A 14,593-nucleotide genomic window follows, 5' to 3' on the forward strand; every position below is an offset into this window, starting at 1 on the left:
ACGTGTTCCCTCTCACAGTACGCCAGTCGATGGTCGGAAGCTCGGCGGGGAGCCTCACCTCTTCCGCACCGGTTATGTGCGCGGACGCAGATAGAATGGGGTCACTATGGCTTCCTATGCACCAGGCAGTTCGGGTCCGCAGATCGCCCCCGAGGATCTGCTGACTCTGCTCGCCGTCGCCCGGCTGGGGAAGTTCACGGCCGCGGCACACAGCCTCGGTCTCAACCACACGACCGTGTCCAGGCGCATCGCCGCGCTCGAGAAGGCATACGGCGATCGCGTCCTCGTGGCCTCCCCCGACGGGTGGGAGCTCAGCGCCGCCGGGCGTCAGCTGCTGCCGATCGCCGAGGACATCGAGGCCGCTCTGGGGCGCATCGATGCACACTCGAACTCTGCTCTGTCCGGGACGATCCGGCTGGCCTGCCCGCAGGCTTTCGCTCTTGAGTACGCCGTTCCGGCTCTCACCGCACTGCAGGGGCAGCATCCGGGACTGCAGATCGAACTGATCACCGCCACGCAGCGGGCCCGGCAATATCGGTCGGGCGTCGATATCGAGATCGTCGTCGGGCGTCCGGATGCCCCACGCTCGATCGCCAAGCACATCCGCGACTACCGGCTCCAGCTCTACGCTTCGCAGGACTACATCGCCTCGCATCCGATGCCGCAGACGCTGGATGATCTGGCCGACCACCGGATGGTCTACTACATCGAGAATTCGCTGCGGGTCGACGATCTCGACGAGGCGGCCGACGCACTTCCGCGCGGGAAGGGATTCTTCCGGTCCACCTCGGTGCATGCGCATGTGCTCGCGACCTCGCACGGGGCCGGGATCGGCATCCTTCCCGACTTCCTCGCCCACGGAAACTCCCGCTTGGTGCAGGTGCTGCCCGAGCTGTTCTCCAAGCAGGTGTCCTATTGGGCCTCGGTCCGCCACGAGTCCCTGCGCAACGCCGGAGTCCGCAAAGTCCTAGAATCCCTCTAATTGCTACCTGACGGCGGCTCAGCAACCTCGCGCGAGGTTGCTGAGCCGCCGTCAGGTAGTTCTGAGAGGGGGAGCGAGATGCGGGACAGGTCAGGCGGCCACCCAGCCGCCGTCGATGCTGTGAGCGCTGCCGTTGATGACCGCGGCATGATCCCCGGCCAGGAAGGTCGCGATCGCTGCGACGTCCTCGGGCTCGGCGAGCTTGGGCACCGCGGAATGGCCGAGGAAGACCTGCTCGAGGACCTCGTCCTCGCTGATGCCGTGAGTCTTCGCCTGATCGGCGATCTGTCCCTTGACCAGCGGCGTAAGCACGTAGCCGGGGTTGATCGCATTGCACGTCACTCCGTGCGGGCCAGCTTCGAGCGCGGTCGTCTTCGTCAGTCCCATGAGACCGTGCTTGGCCGCGACGTACGCGGATTTGTTCGCCGAGGCGCGCAGACCGTGGACGGAGGAGAGGTTGATGATGCGTCCCCAGCCGCGTTCGTACATCTTCGGCAGCACCGCCTTGGTGAGCACGAACGGCGCTTCGAGCATGAGCGTATTGATCAGCCGCCAGTCCTCGAGCGGAAATTCCGTGATCGGGTGGATCCGCTGGATGCCGGCGTTGTTGACGAGGATGTCGACGTCGAGCTCGGTACCGTCCAGCGCCGAGGTGTCCGCCAGGTTGACTGCCCACGCTTCGCCGCCGATCTCCTCGGCAACGGCCTGTGCCGAGTCAGCGTCGACATCGGCGACGGTGACAGATGCTCCGGCCTGCGCGAACGATTGAGCGATCGCTTTTCCGAGCCCGGATGCTCCGCCGGTGACGAGGGCGCGTTTGCCGGTGAGGTCTCCCATGAGATGTGCCTTTCGTGGTTCGAGTCTGTGGTGCGTATCCATCTTCCACCTTGTGGAAGCCGAGGATTCATCGAGGTGGGCGCCGAGGCGGCTGCCGAGAGCAGGTCGCTCTCCGACAGGCGAGCTCGGTGCCAGGCAGAGGGGCGGTGCCCATTTTCACCGACACCGCCCCGTCACCTGGTCACCATCCGGCCTCAGTTGGCGGTGGCGACCCCGCGGCGCACCTTGTCTGCATGGTCGAGAGAGCGCAGGTCGATGCCCTTGGTCTCGCGGGTGTACATGAGAGCGATGAACGAGATGATCGCAGCGGCCAGCAGGTAGAGCGCGATCGGGATCGAGGATCCGAAGGCGTCGAGCAGCGCGGTGGCGATGATCGGCGCGAAGGATCCGGCGACGATCGCCGTGACCTGGTATCCGGTCGAGACGCCCGAGTTGCGCATGCGTGTCGGGAACATCTCGGACATGATCGCCGGCTGACCGGCATACATGAGCGCGTGGAAGACCAGGCCGATGAGCAGGGCGAGGAAGATCATGACGGCGCTGCCGGTGTCATACATCGGGAAGGCGAAGAAGCCCCACGTCGCAGTCAGGATGATGCCCACAGCGTAGGGCAGTTTGCGTCCGATGCGGTCCGTGGCGGCACCGACGATGGGAACGAGCACCGCATGGATCGCGTGCGCGCCGAGGAGGAGGCCGAGGATTTCGGCCGATTCGATCTTCACCTGCGTGGCAAGGTAGGTGATCGAGAAGGTGACCACCAGGTAGTAGTGGATGTTCTCGACGAAGCGCAGACCCATCGCGGCGAAGACCTCACGTGGGTAGCGCTTGAACACGGCCTTGACGCCGTAGTCGACGCCCTCTTCGATCTCCTCGGACTGCACCTCGTCAAAGATCGGAGCGTCGGAGACGCGGGTGCGGATGTAGTAGCCGATGAGGACGATGACGGCAGACAGCCAGAACGAAATGCGCCAACCCCACGACAGGAAGTGCTCTTCGGTGAGCGTCGCGGTGAGGATGAACAGAACTGCAGTGGCGAGCAGGTTGCCCAAGGGAACACCGGACTGCGGGAACGACGCCCAGAAGCCGCGTTCCTTGTTCGGCGCGTGCTCGGCCACGAGGAGGACAGCGCCTCCCCATTCGCCGCCGACGGCAAAGCCCTGGACGACGCGCAGCAGCACGAGCAGGATCGGGGCGAGGTATCCGATCTGGTCGAATGTCGGCAGGCAGCCCATGAGGAACGTGGCCACACCGACGAGGACGATCGAAAGCTGCAGCAGCTTCTTGCGACCGTATTTATCGCCGAAGTGACCGAAGACGATGCCGCCGACTGGCCGGGCGATGAATCCGACCGCGTAGGTGGCGAAACCGGCCAGGATCGGAGTCAGCGGATTGTCGGACGGCGGGAACAGAATGTGGTTGAACACCAGTGTGGCGGCCGAACCGTAGAGGAAGAACTCGTACCATTCGACGACCGTTCCGGCCATCGAGGCAGCGACGACCTTGCGCAGCTGTGCACGGATCGACTTCCTCTCAGCATTGCTCTGAGAACTCATGGGACTCCTTCGTTTCCACAATCCGCGTCACCATTGAATGCGCGAATCGACTTGCTCCGGCGCCGACCGGCTGACGGCTCGGGGTACTCAGACCGCATCGGTGCGGCCGGGGAACCCCTACTTCAGCGCAGTGTCTCGGGCGCTTGGATATTCCTCATCCAAAGATCAGTGTGCGCCACGTTACAGAGATTTTAGAAACGACCTGGCCATAATCCGAGAATTTTCGGTGCACATTCGTGCACAGCCGATGTGCGACAGTCAGCTGTGACTGCTTGGTGACCGCAAGGCTGATTGCAGTGCGGATGGTCATCCGCGGAGGTTCGCCGCGCGCCCGCCCAGCATCACCCGATCATCGCCGAGGCAGCCCCACCCTATCGCGGCGACACGGCCACCCGTGGGACGTGGTCCGACCCCACCGAATCGGCCTCCACCTCACCGCCGGCGCGGAGGCGCCTTCGCATCGCGTTCGGCCATCGAAGCGAGCATCGCGTTGTACGCGCGCAGCTCGGCATCGTCGGTGCGGTCTTCGCTGCGGTCGATGCGCTTGGCCTCCCGATCCGACGACTTCGCCCATTGGACGCAGACCATGATCGCGATGAACAGGGTCGGGAACTCGCCGATGCCCCATGCGATGGAACCGCCGAGCTGCTGGTCGTCGATCGCCGTGTAGCCCCATCCCGCGCCGACGTTGCCGAACCAGTCTCCGGCGATCAGCACGTTCGAGCTCATGATCGAGATGCCGAAGAAGGCGTGGAAGGCCATCGTCACCAGCAGCATCACGAGCCGCATCGGGAAGACGGGGCGCTTGACGCCCGGATCGATGCCGATGAGGGCCTGTGCGAACAGGTACCCGGCGCCGAGGAAGTGCGCGATCATCAGTTCGTGCCCGATATGAGTATCGAGCGCGTAGTACATGATTCCCGAGTAGTAGAAGACGACCAGGGAACCCGCGAAGTTCACACTCGCCACAATCGGGTGCGCGAAGAAGCGCAGGTACGGGGTATGGATGAGCCAGAGCACCCATTCGCGCAGGCCGGCGGACCCGTCCCCCCGGGCCTTCGTTCCGCGCATGAGCATGGTGATCGGTGCACCGAGCACGAGCGGCAGGGGCACCACCATGACCAGGAGCATGTGCTCGATCATGTGTGCGGAGAACTGCACCTCGCCGTAGACCCGGGGTCCGCCCGAGGTGACGTAGACGAGGAAGACCATGCCCACCAGCCAGCTGATGAGGCGCAGCACCGGCCATCTGTCGCCGCGGCGGCGGAGGTTGATGAACGCTACGACGTAGGCGATCGAGGCACCCGCTGCGATCGCGATCCACAGCGGATCCATCGACCATTCGCTGAAGTAGCGGGACAGGTTCGGCTTCGGCGGCAGCGGATCACCGGTGAGGATCTCGGCCGGGGTGGGGTCGCCCACCGGCTCCTGCGGCACGGGCGGCTGCGACCGGGCCAAGGCCACGGCCATTCCCATCGTGATTCCGAAGAGCATGAATTCGACGGTGATGAGGCGCCAGAATTCCACCGTCGCCGAGGCGGCTGTGCCCAAGCGGGAGATGACGAACTGTCGGTGCCAGAATCCGATCAGACCGAGCAGGACCGTCGCGAACGCCTTCGCGAGGATGACCTGCCCGTACGTGGTCATGAGGTCGTCGAGGCCCTGCACACGCAGGAGCGAGTTGACGATTCCGGAGAAGACGATGAGGCCGAAGGCGATGAGTGCGATCGTCGAATACCGTTCGATGATCGGCTTGAGGTTCTTCGAAGCGGCCAGACGAGTGCCCAGCAGGGCGATGACGAAGAGCCCACCGAGCCAGAGGACCGCGCCAAGGATGTGCAGACCGAGGCTGTTGACGGCCTGGGTGTGCCCGGAGGCCTCTGCGGAGTGTCCCATCAGGGCCAAGGGAAGGATCACGGCGGCGCTGAGCACTCCGGCGGCGGCGATGCCGATATGGGAGCGGGTGCCGAAGCACAGGGTCGAGGCGACTGCGATGAGGACGACGATGAGCACCCAGAGCTGCCCGTAGGCGATCTGAGTGACGAACACGCCGAGTTGGTTCGAGAAGTCGAGATAGGCCTGGGCGCCGACGGTGTCGACGAATGAGAAGACGAGCACGGCGACCGCGGACAGCGTCCACACGACCGAGGAGTATTCGGCGATCTGAATGGCCTTCGTCCACAGCGGGTCGAGAGGAACGTCGTCATCCGTGGCTTTGTGCCTGCGGGCGCGACCGCCGGCCGTGCGCGGGAGGATGAGGACGGCGAACATGAGGGCGCCGACGGTCAGCGACATCGCAATATTGAAGACGAGTTTCGCCGCAGGGAGACCGAAACGGACGACTGAGCCGGGGTCATTGAGCAGAGTCGGGTTGGCTGCTCCGGTGAAGAAGAGTGCGGCCAGACCGGCGATCGCCCCGAGGAAGACGACGATGGGGACCGTGGCACGTTGCACGAACCGTGTGATCGGCTCGAAACCTGTAGAACTCACTGCGCGCGGACCGCCCCTTCTGACATGACCCAAGGATATCGTTCGGCGTCGCCACACTGCCAACCGGGAGATCTCTTCGTGGTCGAGATCTCGGGGAGCCGCCTCGGCGAGGATGGGTTTGGACCGACGGGAAGACGATTCACCCTGTTCGAAGACACTCTGAGTCGATAGAAGACGCTCAGAGACGGCAAATGGCCCGGATCGTACGATCCGGGCCATTCGACACTGCTGCGTAGATCAGTTCGGGCTGCCAGCGGCACCCTTCAGCTTCGAACCAGCGGACAGCTTCACGGAGTAGCCGGCCTTGATCTGGATCTCTTCACCGGTCTGCGGGTTGCGACCCTTGCGAGCGGCACGCTCGGTGCGCTCAACGGAGAGCCAGCCGGGGATGGTGAGCTTTTCGCCCTTGGCCACGACGTCGGAGAAGACATCGAAGACACCATCGAGCACGTCCGAGACCTGCTTCTGGGTCAGGCCGGACTTCTCGGCAACTTCTGCAACGAGCTCACTGCGGTTCTTAGCCATAAAAGTGTCCTCCTTAGGACAAGTCGGTAGGTCACCGGTCCGTTTTTCCGATGACGAACTTCCTCGAGATTACCAGCTTGACTTGGTAACGCCGGGCAACTCGCCGTTGTGGGCCATTTCGCGGAAGCGAACTCGCGAGAGTCCGAACTTCCGGAGGTAGCCACGCGGACGGCCGTCCACCTGGTCGCGGTTGCGAACGCGAACCGGCGAAGCATCGCGGGGAAGCTTCTGCAGGGCGAGGCGTGCCTCTTCGCGCTGCTCATCGGTGGAATCGGGGTGGGTCAGCTGACGCTTGAGAGTCGCGCGGCGCTCTGCATAGCGTTCAACGATGACACGACGCTGCTTGTCTTTTGCGATCTTTGACTTCTTAGCCATGTGCGCTCAGCGCTCCTCTCGGAAATCGACGTGCTTGCGGACTACGGGATCGTACTTCTTGAGCACGATGCGGTCCGGGGTGTTGCGGCGGTTCTTGCGGGTCACGTAGGTGAACCCGGTGCCGGCCGTCGACTTGAGCTTGATGATGGGACGAACATCCTGTGCCTTAGCCATCAGAGCTTCACTCCCTTGGCGATGAGTTCGTTGACCACAGCGTCGATTCCGCGAGCGTCGATGACCTTGATGCCCTTAGCGGACAGGGTCAGCGTGACGTTGCGGCGCAGCGACGGAACGTAGTAGCGCTTTTTCTGAATGTTCGGGTTGAAGCGGCGCTTCGTGCGGCGCTTCGAGTGGGACACGTTGTGTCCGAAACCGGGGACTGCCCCGGTTACCTGGCAGGTTGCTGCCATGTCTCTCCTCCAGTTCACAAGTTACCGACTCTCGAAACAAGCCCCTGCGGGATTGCGCTTGCGCGCTCTCTCCGCTTGCTTGCGCCGATGTCGGAAGACATCAACAAATTTTCTCGACTGTCACCGTGAAAATTGTGTACGCCAAAACAGGTCTGCCCGTTCGGGCGAGATGTCTCACCAGCGCTGAAGCCGTAGCCTGTGAGAGATGGCCGAAGCTGGAGTGCAGCGGTGGGTGAGCACCATGCGTGTCCTAGCAGATCGATCGGTGACCTGGCTGCTACGACACAACAAGAATCAATCTTACTGAGATGGCGGGCCGGAGAGCAAATTCATCCCGGTTTCTGCGGTGGGGTCTTCGTCACTGGCTTCGGGCTTCCGGAGGAGCCTGTGCGGCCTCCGTCGACACCCGGAGGCACTTTCACAGCTGGGGCCAAGCCAACTCGGTGATTTCCGCAGTAGGCTTTCGTCGGCAACGCGTCCTGTCAGCGATCCTGTTGAACGACTGCTCGACTCGTGCCAAGGTAAGTAGATGATTGCCACCACATCTGGCATTCAGGAGGACTGATGAGCGACGTTCCACAGAGGCCGCGCATTCGTCCGGCGACTAGCGACGACTGGCACAAGGGTTCAGGTGAATCCGCTGGTCAGACGCCGTCGTACGGGAATGAGGCGGACCGTTCGTCTGCCGATTTCGACAACTCGACCTACTACGAGTACCTCGAACGGCACACGGGGGAACAGTCGATCTCGAAAGCTCGCAGCGGCAATGTCTTCGCCCCTGCCGGACGCTCACCTTTCGATGACGCCCACTCTGCCGGTTCCCACCAGTATGTGAATTCTCAGCAGTCGCAGCGGCCCGCGGGCGGCGGTGCCCGCAATGGCGTCGGGGGCTCGGCACAGAATGGAGCCCAGACTCCTCCTCCCCCGCAGTTTCCGCCCACCGTCCAAAACGATTCTTCCTCGCGCAATGGCCTGAAGATCGCCGTCGTCATCATCGCCATCCTCATGGTTCTGGCCTTGGTGGGATTCTTCGGAATCCGCTGGCTCGCGCCGTCCTCGGGAACCGTCCCTGTCGATGTCGGGTCCAGCGAGCCGGCAAATCCCTCGCCCAGCCCTTCGGATGACCTAGTCCAACCGACGGAGAGTCCGGAAGACCAGCTCGACGCCTATACGAAGGCAGGCACCGAGAAAGCCGCTGACCTCGAAGGTGAGTGGGTGACTCAGGTGAGCGCGAAGAACGTCGGCCTCAAGGCCGACGGTAAGACCTGGTCAGCGCAGGACATCCTCAACGAGTACGAGGCCAACAAGGTCAAGTATCCGGGCGCTATCCTCATCCACAGCGGCGACTGGGCCTCGTACAAGGAGGGCAGCTACTGGGTCACGGTCGTCGACACCGGCTACAGCGATCCGGAGCAGGCCCTGGACCAGTGCCGCTCGTGGGGTCTCGACCGCAACCACTGCATCGCCAAACGACTCGTCAAAGACGGCAGCCCCAAAGACAACAGCGCCTACCTCGACCAATAGAGCGGGCAGTCGGGCCGGCCCTGTGGCAGGCGCGTCTGCTCGTTGACGAGCATCCCGCTCAGTGCTTCAACTGCATCGTCAGCAGGTGGTAGCTCAGCGTCTTCCCATGTCCGTCGAGGTGGCCGACCCCTGTGACACCGCTACCCAGCATTCCCTTGAGCTCGAAGCTCATGGCGTTCAGCCGCGGCAATAGGCTGCGGCGGACTCGCGAGACCGGCAGCCCGAAGTGATTCGCCACTGCCTCCTCGGTGACCGCGCGCCTCAGCTCGGAGAATTGGGCCCCTTCACGAGCGACGACACCGAGGATGAGCGTATCCCCTTTGTCTCCGGTCCTGACTGTGGCCAGGTCATCGACGGTGAGCATCTGCTCAGACTTCGCGGTCATCAGACATCTCCTCATGGTCAACGAGTTCGTCGGCGTGAATGACGGAGACCTTCGTGAGTGCACGCGGCAGCGAACATGACTTGACGCTGAGGCTCTCCCGAACGAATGTCCTTGCGCCGCCTCCTCCCGCTGGTCCGTTGGTATAGAGCGCCTCGACCTCGGCTCCGATCGCGGAGGCGCGTCTGCGGCTCTGAGCAGCTCCTGCCACCCGCAGTCGCACTTCGGGCGGATCTGTCACTTCGCTGAGACCTCTGAAGCTGGCTCCGGCGCCGATGAACTCTACCGAGAGTTCGGATTCTTCATATCCGTGTATGCGCTCCAACCGACGTACGACAATGTCTGCCGCGAGCTGGGCACGCAGCATGGCCCGCGGGCCGGCATAGGTGATCTGTCCTTCTGCTTCCCACCCCCCGAGGTAGCCCAATGTCACCTTGAGATCGACTGGTGCGGCAGCTCCTTTTCCACCCGTCACAGCGATCCGATCGGTCCCGTCCTCCCGGAGCACCGTTCCATTGAAGTCTGCGACCACGTCAGGGGTGATGTAAGCGCCTGGGTCGGCCACCTCGTAGAGCAGCTGCTCCGTACAGGTCCGGACAGTGACGGCTCCCCCGGTACCCGCAAGCTTCCCGATCACGGCGTCGCCGTTGCGTGAGACATCGGCGTAGGGGAACCCTAGACGGTCCAGCCCTGCCACGGGCTTCGTCGTCGGGTCAGCGAAGTATCCGCCCGTGACCTGGCCTCCGCATTCGAGGAGGTGGCCGATGACCGTGGCCTGCCCGATGAGGTCGGTGTCCTCGTCCGACCAGGAAAAACTGTGGCTCAGCGGCCCGACATACAGCGAGGGGTCGGCGACTCTGCCGGTGATGACGATGTGGGCACCTTCATCGAGCGCACGTCGGATGCCGGATGCGCCGAGGTAGGCGTTGGCAGAAGCGAGCCGGGGCTCCGAGCTGGCAGCCGGTTGGGAGTCTTCCCACGTAAGGGGATTCGTCGCAAGCACCTGGTCGAGCACCTCGTCACCGGTGACAACTGCCACCGGCATGTCAACACCCATGTCGTCGATAAGCGCAGCGACGGCGCGCCCTGCCGCAAGCGGATTGGCTGCTCCGCCATTGGTGATGATGCGAGTTCCGTTGGCTGAGCAATGCGGTGCGGTGAGCCGGATCCTATCGAGCAGAGTCGGATCGTAGCCCACAGATGGGTCATTCAGCCGGGCCTTCTGAGCGTTCGCGACTGTCCGTTCACCGAGGAGCTCGAAGACGAGGAAATCGAGATGACCGAGCTGTGCAAGCTCAAGGGCCGGGTCGAGACGGTCTCCGGCGAACCCTGCCCCCGACCCGATGCGCACCGCCCCGGGCGGTGGCGGGTCAGCCTCTCTGGCCGTTGAACCCAGATCCTGTGCTTTTACGATACCCACAGCGGAATCACTCCTAGTGCGATGGCGACGATGGTGACGACGATGCTGACAAGCCACAGCCAGCCGGTCGCGCGGATGATGTGCTTGCCGATTGGGACCCCGGCCAAGCCGACAAGCAGATAGAAGGAACCAGTCAACGGGCTGATGGGGAAGCCCAAAGTCTCCTGCCCGATGATCGATGCCTGTCCGAGGACCACGGGATCGATGCCGTAGGTGCTGCCGACGCTCGCCAGCACGGGCAAGAGCCCGAAATAGTAAGCGTCCGGGCCGAACAGCAGACTCATAGGCACGCCGAGCACAGCGACGATGATCGGCAACATCGGCATCACGCCGGCAGGAAGCACAGCGGTCGCCGACTTGGCCATCGCCTCGATCATTCCGCTTTCGTCGAGCACTCCCAAGAGCACACCTGCTGCCAACAGAGTGCTGGCCATGAGCATGCATGATTTGGCGTTGAGGTCGAACTGTTCGGACTGCCCCGCCATTCCGCGATGGTTGATCAGCAGAGCGAGGATCGTTGCAGCCATAAAGGTCAGTGCGGGAGAGATCACGCCAGTCATCATCGTCGCCAAGGCAGCGACGAGCACGACGCCGTTGAGGATGAGAGACAGCACTTTCGGACCCGCCTCCGCTGGACCACGGATGGAGTCCGAATCACCCGAAGCATCGATTCCGTCGGGTGAGCCCGATCCCGGCTTCTGTTCGGTTCCGGCCGGTTCCTCCGAACCCTGTGCCGATCGGATTGTGCTGGATGCCTCCGCCGAACGGCCAGCTTCTGCGGCCGACGTCGCTGCGACCATCACCGAATCGGCAGAGTCATCGGCAGACACTCGGTCGAGCCGCTTTGCTTCACGGTGCCCGAGGTACCAAGCCACTGCCAGAGCCGCAATGATCCCAGCGATCTGGGCCGGAATGAGAGGGACCCACAAATCGTTCGCATCGACCTTGATCGTTGCCGCAGCACGGGCCGTCGGACCTCCCCAGGGCAGCATGTTCATGACGCCGGCGCCCAGCGCCACGCAGGTCGACAGAGTCAACCGGCTCATCCCGAGACGCTGGTAGAGCGGCAGCATGGCCGGGATCGTGACCAGGAACGTCGTCGCACCTGCACCGTCAAGGTGAACGACACATGCCAGAAGTGTGGTCGCAACGGCTACGTTGCGCGGTGAGGATCCGCCGAACTTGATGATCCGATCGATGATCGGGTCGAAGAACTTCGCATGGCGCAGGATTCCGAAGAAGACGATGGCGAAGATGAACATGACGACGACGTCGGCTACTCCGGCGATTCCGGCTGAGACGAATTCGCTGATGTCGGTCGGCGACTGTCCGGCGATCAGCGCCGCGACGAGCGGCACTCCGGCCAATGCGACGACCGGAGAGACCTTCTGCGTGAGCAACAACGCCAGAATGATGAGCATGGTGACATAGCCGATAAGTGAAAGCACCTTTGATTCCCTTCTCGATGAACGTATTCATCCTCGACGAACATGAGTAGGGTCGTCCAATATCCATTACGGCTAGACTCATGATTCATGGTTATCAATCTGTCAATGCACCACTTGCGAGCGATCGAAGCGGTGCAGCGCACGGAGAGTTTCACCCGCGCGGCCGAGGAGATCGAAGTCAGCCAGCCGGCCCTCAGCCGTACCGTCGCGGAGGCAGAACGACGCATCGGCACGCGATTGTTCGAGCGCACCACCCGGAAGGTCACCGCAACGGTCACCGGCACCGAAGTGGCCCTGTACGCCGCACACGCAGTTCGCTCGTTCGACTCGGCACTGGAACGGATCTCCAGCTTCGTCACCGGCAGTTCGGGGCAGGTGAGAATCGCCTGCCTGCCTTCATTGGCGGCAACCGGTCTGCCCGAGGTCGTTCACGCGTTTCGCCGGGATTTCCCGGAGGTCGAACTCGTCATCCGTGATGCGGCTCAGGATCAGGTCGTGCCGATGGTGACCGACGGGACGGTGGACATCGGCCTCGTCGCCTTCACGGACTCCCTCCCTGCCGATCTGGCAGTGACTCCGTTCCTGTCCGATCCCTTCGTCGCAATCGTTCCACGCGGTCATCGATTGGCCGCACGCGCATCGGTGCGGTGGGAGGACTTCCACGGCGAAGAGTTCGTCGGCTTCAATTCCGTGACGAGCATCGCGCCGATGGTGCGGCGAGCTCTGCTCAAGGCAGCAGCAGAACCCCATGAAGTGCAGACGGCGGATACGATTCCCGCGGTCGGCGGCATGGTGGCAGCAGGTATGGGCATCACCGCAGTGCCGAGGCTGGTCGTCCCGCTGATGAACTTCAGCGATCTCGTCAGCATTCCGATCACGCCCGCGACCGAACGCAGGTTGGTACTGACCTATCTTGCCGAGGCCCCGCTTCCTCGCCCGGTCTTCAACTTCAAACAGCGGCTGATTGCCGCAGCCGCCGACTGACTGGCGAAATGCTCTCGCACCCCACGCCCGCTGCCGGGCCAGCCCTGCCATCCGCGCACGGCCCAGTCGGAGGCAGATAGCCCCGATTTGAACAGGTGCTGTCTGCCTTGGACTGGGCCGCGACCATCCAAGAGAACAGAACGCCCCGGCCTCGCACTGTGCGAAACCGGGGCGTTCAAGCTTCCAGAGCCGGTCAGAAGCCGGCGCCAGGGCGTGAATCAGGCCAACATCAGGGTCGGGTCCTCCAGGCCCCGTCCGACGTCGGCGAGGAACTTCGAGATGATCTCGCCGTCGACGACACGATGGTCGGCGCTGACCGACAGCGTAGTGATCTCGCGCGGAACGATCTCGTCGTCCACCACCCACGGCTTCTTCCGGACCTGCCCGAACGCGAGGATCGCGGCCTCACCCGGATTGATGATCGGCGTACCGGCATCCACTCCGAAGACGCCGACATTCGTGATCGTGATCGTGCCCCCGGCCTGATCGGCCGGCGGCGTCTTGCCCGACCGCGCCAGAGCAGTGAGATCCTGAATGCCCTGCGCCAGTTCGCCCAGACCCATGGCCTGCGCGTTCTTGATGTTCGGCACGATCAGTCCGCGCGGAGTAGCGGCCGCGATGCCGAGGTTGACGTACTTCTTCACGACGATCTCGTCGCCGGAGAGGCACGAGTTGATCCGCGGATTGCGTCCCACGGCCCACGCCACGGCCTTGGCGACGATGAGCAGCGGCGAGACCTTGACGTCCTCGCCCAGGAACTTCGTCGACTTCAACCGGCGGACCATCGCCATCGTCTCGGTGACATCGACATCGAGGAACTCGGTGACGTGCGGCATCGTGAATGCCGAATCGACCATGGCCTTGGCCATCATCTTCGTCACGCCCTTGAACGGGATCCGCTCTTCGAGCGCTCCCTGATCACTCGCCGAGGCGGCCGCCGGTGCCGTCGCACCCGACGTGGGAGCGGCGGTCTGATTGGCGGCGGCGTGCACATCGTCGCGCGTGACGTCCCCGCGGGGACCGGTCGGTGTCACTTGGGAGAGGTCAACGCCCAGATCCTTCGCGAGTTTCCGCACAGGCGGCTTCGCCAGCGGTTTGCTCGGCGAGGCGGGAGCCGAAGCGGACTGCGACTGCGCTGCCGAAGCGGACTGTGCTTGAGCCGCCGGAGCTGTTGCCGGTGCAGGTGCGGCCGCCTCCGCAGCTGGGGCAGCCGACGCTGCCGGAGCAACCGATGCTGCGGGAGCCGGGACAGGAGCACCCTTGCGCGGACGCCGCTTCGACGACGACTCCTTCGCACCATAACCGACGAGAGTGGCCCCTCCGTCGGCATCACCGGACGCATCGGTCGACTTCTCAGCCGAACCGGGAGCCGGCGCACCAGCAGGGGCGGGGGCCTCCTCGGCGTTGGAATCATCTCCGCCGAACCGGATGATCGGGGTGCCGACCTCGATGGTCTGGCCCTCCTCGACAAGGAGCGCACCGACGGTGCCGGCCTGCGGACTGGGCAGCTCGACGAGCGATTTCGCGGTCTCGATCTCGACGAGGATCTGGTTGACGGTGACAGTGTCGCCGGGGGCGACCTTCCACGCGACGATGTCGGCCTCGGTCAGGCCCTCACCGACGTCGGGAAGAGGAAATTCGAAAGACATTCTTGACTCTCCTC

The 14,593-nt window shown here is 63.6% G+C and carries 14 protein-coding genes; 3 read left to right on the top strand and 11 right to left on the bottom strand.

The features are described 5' to 3' along the window. Positions 1-106: 106 nt before the first annotated feature. A complete protein-coding gene (locus SB749_RS03840) occupies positions 107-982 on the top strand; it encodes a LysR family transcriptional regulator (protein WP_410709125.1) in 876 nt (291 codons plus the stop codon). A gap of 90 nt (positions 983-1,072) precedes the next feature. Here the strand turns inward: SB749_RS03840 and SB749_RS03845 are convergent, their stop codons facing one another. From SB749_RS03845 to rpmB, 7 genes are all read right to left on the bottom strand, one after another. Continuing rightward, positions 1,073-1,861, bottom strand: a complete 789-nt coding sequence (locus SB749_RS03845) for a 3-hydroxybutyrate dehydrogenase (RefSeq protein ID WP_410709126.1) — start codon at positions 1,859-1,861, stop codon at positions 1,073-1,075. 152 nt (positions 1,862-2,013) lie between these two features. Then, a complete protein-coding gene (locus SB749_RS03850) occupies positions 2,014-3,372 on the bottom strand; it encodes an MFS transporter (protein WP_410709128.1) in 1,359 nt (452 codons plus the stop codon). 432 nt (positions 3,373-3,804) lie between these two features. Then, positions 3,805-5,862, bottom strand: a complete 2,058-nt coding sequence (locus SB749_RS03855) for a cytochrome c oxidase assembly protein (RefSeq protein ID WP_410709129.1) — start codon at positions 5,860-5,862, stop codon at positions 3,805-3,807. A gap of 237 nt (positions 5,863-6,099) precedes the next feature. Continuing rightward, positions 6,100-6,387 carry an HU family DNA-binding protein gene (locus tag SB749_RS03860; RefSeq protein ID WP_025779153.1) on the bottom strand — a complete coding sequence of 96 codons (288 nt, stop codon included), beginning with the start codon at positions 6,385-6,387 and terminating at the stop codon, positions 6,100-6,102. Between the two features lie 69 nt (positions 6,388-6,456). Further along, complete coding sequence (gene rpsN, locus SB749_RS03865) at positions 6,457-6,762, bottom strand: 30S ribosomal protein S14 (RefSeq protein ID WP_025779151.1); 306 nt, start codon at positions 6,760-6,762, stop codon at positions 6,457-6,459. 6 nt (positions 6,763-6,768) lie between these two features. Next, a complete protein-coding gene (gene rpmG / locus SB749_RS03870; RefSeq protein WP_039211931.1) occupies positions 6,769-6,936 on the bottom strand; it encodes a 50S ribosomal protein L33 in 168 nt (55 codons plus the stop codon). Continuing rightward, on the bottom strand, positions 6,936-7,172 hold the full coding sequence (gene rpmB / locus SB749_RS03875; protein WP_025779147.1) for a 50S ribosomal protein L28: 237 nt from the start codon (positions 7,170-7,172) through the stop codon (positions 6,936-6,938). Before rpmB ends, rpmG begins: the two co-directional genes overlap by 1 nt. Before the next feature lie 564 nt (positions 7,173-7,736). On the opposite strand from rpmB, the gene SB749_RS03880 reads away from it, so the two are divergent. Further along, the gene (locus tag SB749_RS03880; protein WP_410709131.1) at positions 7,737-8,696 is read left to right on the top strand and encodes a protein kinase; all 960 of its coding nucleotides are present in this window, start codon (positions 7,737-7,739) and stop codon (positions 8,694-8,696) included. 58 nt (positions 8,697-8,754) lie between these two features. On the opposite strand, the gene SB749_RS03885 is transcribed toward SB749_RS03880, so the two are convergent. From SB749_RS03885 to SB749_RS03895, 3 genes are read right to left on the bottom strand one after another with little or no spacing between them, the layout of a single operon-like run. After that, entirely contained in the window at positions 8,755-9,081 is a 327-nt protein-coding gene (locus tag SB749_RS03885; protein ID WP_410709132.1) for a hypothetical protein, read from the bottom strand. Next, positions 9,065-10,498 carry an acyclic terpene utilization AtuA family protein gene (locus SB749_RS03890; protein WP_410709133.1) on the bottom strand — a complete coding sequence of 478 codons (1,434 nt, stop codon included), beginning with the start codon at positions 10,496-10,498 and terminating at the stop codon, positions 9,065-9,067. The genes SB749_RS03885 and SB749_RS03890 overlap by 17 nt, the downstream gene beginning before the upstream one ends. Continuing rightward, positions 10,486-11,946 (bottom strand): CitMHS family transporter, encoded by a 1,461-nt coding sequence (locus SB749_RS03895; RefSeq protein WP_410709134.1) that lies wholly within the window; start codon positions 11,944-11,946, stop codon positions 10,486-10,488. The genes SB749_RS03890 and SB749_RS03895 overlap by 13 nt, the downstream gene beginning before the upstream one ends. Positions 11,947-12,051: 105 nt before the next feature. Here SB749_RS03895 and SB749_RS03900 point away from each other — a divergent pair, with 105 nt between their 5' ends. Further along, positions 12,052-12,930 (top strand): LysR family transcriptional regulator, encoded by an 879-nt coding sequence (locus SB749_RS03900; RefSeq protein WP_410709135.1) that lies wholly within the window; start codon positions 12,052-12,054, stop codon positions 12,928-12,930. Positions 12,931-13,148: 218 nt separating this feature from the next. On the opposite strand, the gene SB749_RS03905 is transcribed toward SB749_RS03900, so the two are convergent. Next, positions 13,149-14,579, bottom strand: a complete 1,431-nt coding sequence (locus SB749_RS03905) for a dihydrolipoamide acetyltransferase family protein (RefSeq protein ID WP_410709136.1) — start codon at positions 14,577-14,579, stop codon at positions 13,149-13,151. Positions 14,580-14,593: the final 14 nt, after the last annotated feature.

This window comes from Brevibacterium sp. SIMBA_078, from assembly GCF_046534565.1.
Lineage (GTDB): Bacteria > Actinomycetota > Actinomycetes > Actinomycetales > Brevibacteriaceae > Brevibacterium.